The organism is Clostridium sp. (assembly GCF_051654825.1).
Taxonomy (GTDB): domain Bacteria; phylum Bacillota; class Clostridia; order Clostridiales; family Clostridiaceae; genus Clostridium.
Genome location: NZ_JBOFYU010000181.1, coordinates 1 through 3493, shown reverse-complemented (window position 1 = coordinate 3493; position 3493 = coordinate 1). Strand labels below are relative to the sequence as shown.

The window sequence follows — 3493 nt, the reverse complement described above, 5'->3', positions numbered from 1 at the left end:
TATATATGGATCATAAGTAAGTGCTTCATTTATAAATGCTAAAGCTGTCTTTTCTGATACTTGACTTCCACTTCTTAATCTATACATATTGTTATTTATTTCAGTTCTTAATCTAGTTGCTTCCTCTGTATTTCCTGATTTTTCAGCTAACATCATATCTAAAGCTATTTTATCATATTGACCTAAAAGTTTTAATTTTGCTAAATTTGTTCTACACTCAGCTAAAACATCTGCTGGTAATTCGGCTGTTAGCTTATCTGCCGCCTTAACCATATTATCAAATTCTGTGTATAAAGCATTTACTTCTTCTGATGCATCTTGTGAATTTAAAAGCTTAGACCATAATATATCCATAGTAGCTCTAACATCAGGTGCATCTCTTCTTCCTGTACTACACCAACTTCCATCCATTCTTGTTGAATGATTAGCAAAGGTAGTCATTTCATCAGCTAAATCACCAAAATTATTTCTTATTGATTTAAGCCAAGATTCTTGATAGTCATATTCTGCTGTATTCCATGAATAATCTGCCCCTGTGGAAAGTGTTATTACTGATAATTCAGCATGCTCCATAGGATTCATAGTAAAGAAATCTATTTCTCCATCTAGCTTTTTATCAGCACCATATATAGGTCCTAAAGCTAACTTAGTTTTCATATAATCTGTAACAGGATAATTCCACCATATACCCATTCTCTTTCCATACACTTCATTTACAAACTGTGCATTTGCTAAATCTATTCCTTCAGATACAACTACAGGTCCTGTCCACATAACTAATATATCTTTATCTAATGTATTAGAAAAATCACTAGTATACTTGCTTAAGCTTCCTATCCTTCCCATTGCTGTTGTATCATATTCTGTAGGAACTGTTATAAGAGGCTTTACATCACCCTTGGCCTTTACAAACTCATTATTAAATCTATTTAATAAATTAGCTTGCTTTACTCCACTTTTATCATTAATATCGTCAAAGTAAATTGCAAAACTTCTTACACCCATTTGATATAAAGATTCACATTTATTTAAAAGAGCTTGAAAATCTTCTTCTCCTTCTGTTCCATCAAATCTTATATCTATTCCTGGAGAAATAGCAAAAACAAAATCCACCTTATTTTCATTTGCTGTTTCTATTAATTCTCCCATTCTAGCCATTTCACTTTCTGGATAAGGTTGTCTCCACTTAGTCCTATGATAAGGATCATCCTTTGGAGCATAAATATAAGTATTCATTTTGTTTTCGCCATAAAACTCTATTTGATTTAATCTATCTTGATGAGTCCAAGGATTACCATAAAAACCTTCAACTATTCCTCTATATCCCATAGTTGGCTCATCACTAATAACTACTTCTGGAGCATTTATTTCAGATTCATTTTTAGAAATAAGCTGTGTTAAAGTTTTTACTCCATAAAAGGTTCCATCACCATCTTTTCCTTCTATGATGATTGTTCCTGAGCCACTTCCATCAGTTGCTAATACATACCCTTCATCCTTTAAGCTTTTTGTATCAGCAACACCTAATCTAGCTTTCTCACTATCCATTTCAGCTATATCATCATCTTTTTCTCCAATTATCAATGTAGTTGAATTATCATCATATTCATTATTTACTTCTATTTTATTTTCTGCTAAAAATTCATTTAAAATATTTACTGCATCTTTATCTGCTAATTCTAACCCTTTAACGTTTACAGTTTTAGTTAATGTTAATTTCCCGTCCTTTATCTCTAAGTTTCTAGGTGTAGGATTTAAATTAACAAGAACATTTTCACCTTTATTTTCAGTTCTTGCATCTACCTTTGTAATTGTTAAGCCATTAACTACAAACATACTTACCATAGCTGTAGCTAATATCTTTTTAAGCATACCTCTTTTCATTTTTACCTCCTATATTTACATTAATTACTCTCTCTTTAATGATACTCTTAATAAATCTATATGTAAATATTTGGTAAATTATTTCATCATATTTTCTAATATTTCAGTTATTTTAATGTAATTATTTTTAAACTCTTTATTTATCTTTTCCATACTATCTAAAAAAACTACGTTGAAATAAATCAACGTAGCTTTAAATTAGTATATATTATTTTCTTTTTCTTCTAGACATAACTGCTCCAGCAGCTGTTAATAATCCTCCAAATAGTGCTAATGCGCTACCACCTACTACAGCACCTGTATTAGGTAAATTTCCATTTGGTTTAACTGGTTTATTTGTATCTCCTGGCTTTTCTTCATCACCTGGTTTATTTGTATCCCCTGGGTTACTTGGTTCCTCAGGTACTACTGGTTCTTCCGGTATTACTGGCTCTTCAGGTATTATTGGTTCTTCTATTGCTTCTCCAACAAATGTAGGTTTTATTTCAAATATTTCTGGTTTACCTATATTGTTTTCCCAAAGTAATTTCACAGCTACAATATGAGTTGGCTCTGAAAGATTAAACTCATTATATCCTTCTGTTAAATATCCTAGTTCTGCCCATTCTCCCCTTGAATTTTGAGCTGTTACCTTAGCTCCTGAAATATTGTCTGTTCCTTGAACCACTGTTATCTTTGATGATAATTTGTTGTCTAATATTTTATATACTAACTCATCTCCAGCAACTATATCTCTACTTGGAATATATGCAGAATTTAAGTTGTTATCTCTTGTATTTTCAGCTCTATCAACATAAGTTCCTTTTGCAGTTGTAGTTACTAAATATTCTTCCGTTAAATTATTTACAGTAAATTCTCTTACTTTTATCCAACGGTCTCTATATTTAGTTGATGTTGCTCTTAAATATCTAGCATTTAAATCTAAATCTTTAATTACTATATCATTATCTCCAAACTTAACATCAATTTTAGTCCAAGCTTCTCCATCAACTGAATATTCTAATATACCATTATTTATAAAGTCTTCATCATGACCTTGTAGTAATCTTATATCTCTTATATTCATAACTTTTCCTAAGTCTATTTGAACATAATCTCCCTCTTGTATAAATGGAGTTGTTACTAATTGTGTTCCTGTATCATAATCATCTCCATAAATAGCTTGTCTATGCGGTCTATCTGGATTAATAGGTCTATTAGTAGTCATTTCTATCTCTGGTCTACCTTCAGTATAAACCTTAAATTCTTCTAGGTTTATCTTTGTATCATTTATTGCTCTTATTCTAAAGTACTTTCCAGTAACAGGTTTAACTTCTCTAAATGATGCTCCCTTTGATACTTCTTGCCAATTCCAATTTCTATTATCTAAAGAAGTTTCTATTACGAAATTAGACTCTTCAATATTTCCTATAGCTTCAATTGCAACTACATTCTTTATATCATTTAAGCCTAAACCTATAGTTTCCCCTGCTTTTAATGATACTTCTCCTATATTGCTTATTGCTATAAATTCTTCATCACCTTCAACACCTTTTGTTATCTTAGCGCTTTCAGAATTGATTTTACCTAATGCTTTTTCTATAGTTTTATTAACATTGATTTTAAAGTC

Annotated in this window: 2 protein-coding genes; both read right to left on the bottom strand. The window is 30.7% G+C overall.

The genetic code is table 11. The features are described from left to right. Nucleotides 1-1884 (bottom strand): beta-N-acetylhexosaminidase family protein (locus tag ACRDBA_RS10655; protein WP_438572897.1); only part of this gene is annotated, 1884 nt, incomplete at its 3' end. A 208-nt stretch (nt 1885-2092) separates the two neighbouring features. Continuing rightward, a partial coding sequence (locus tag ACRDBA_RS10650) for a discoidin domain-containing protein (protein WP_438572896.1) occupies nt 2093-3493 on the bottom strand: 1401 nt, incomplete at its 5' end.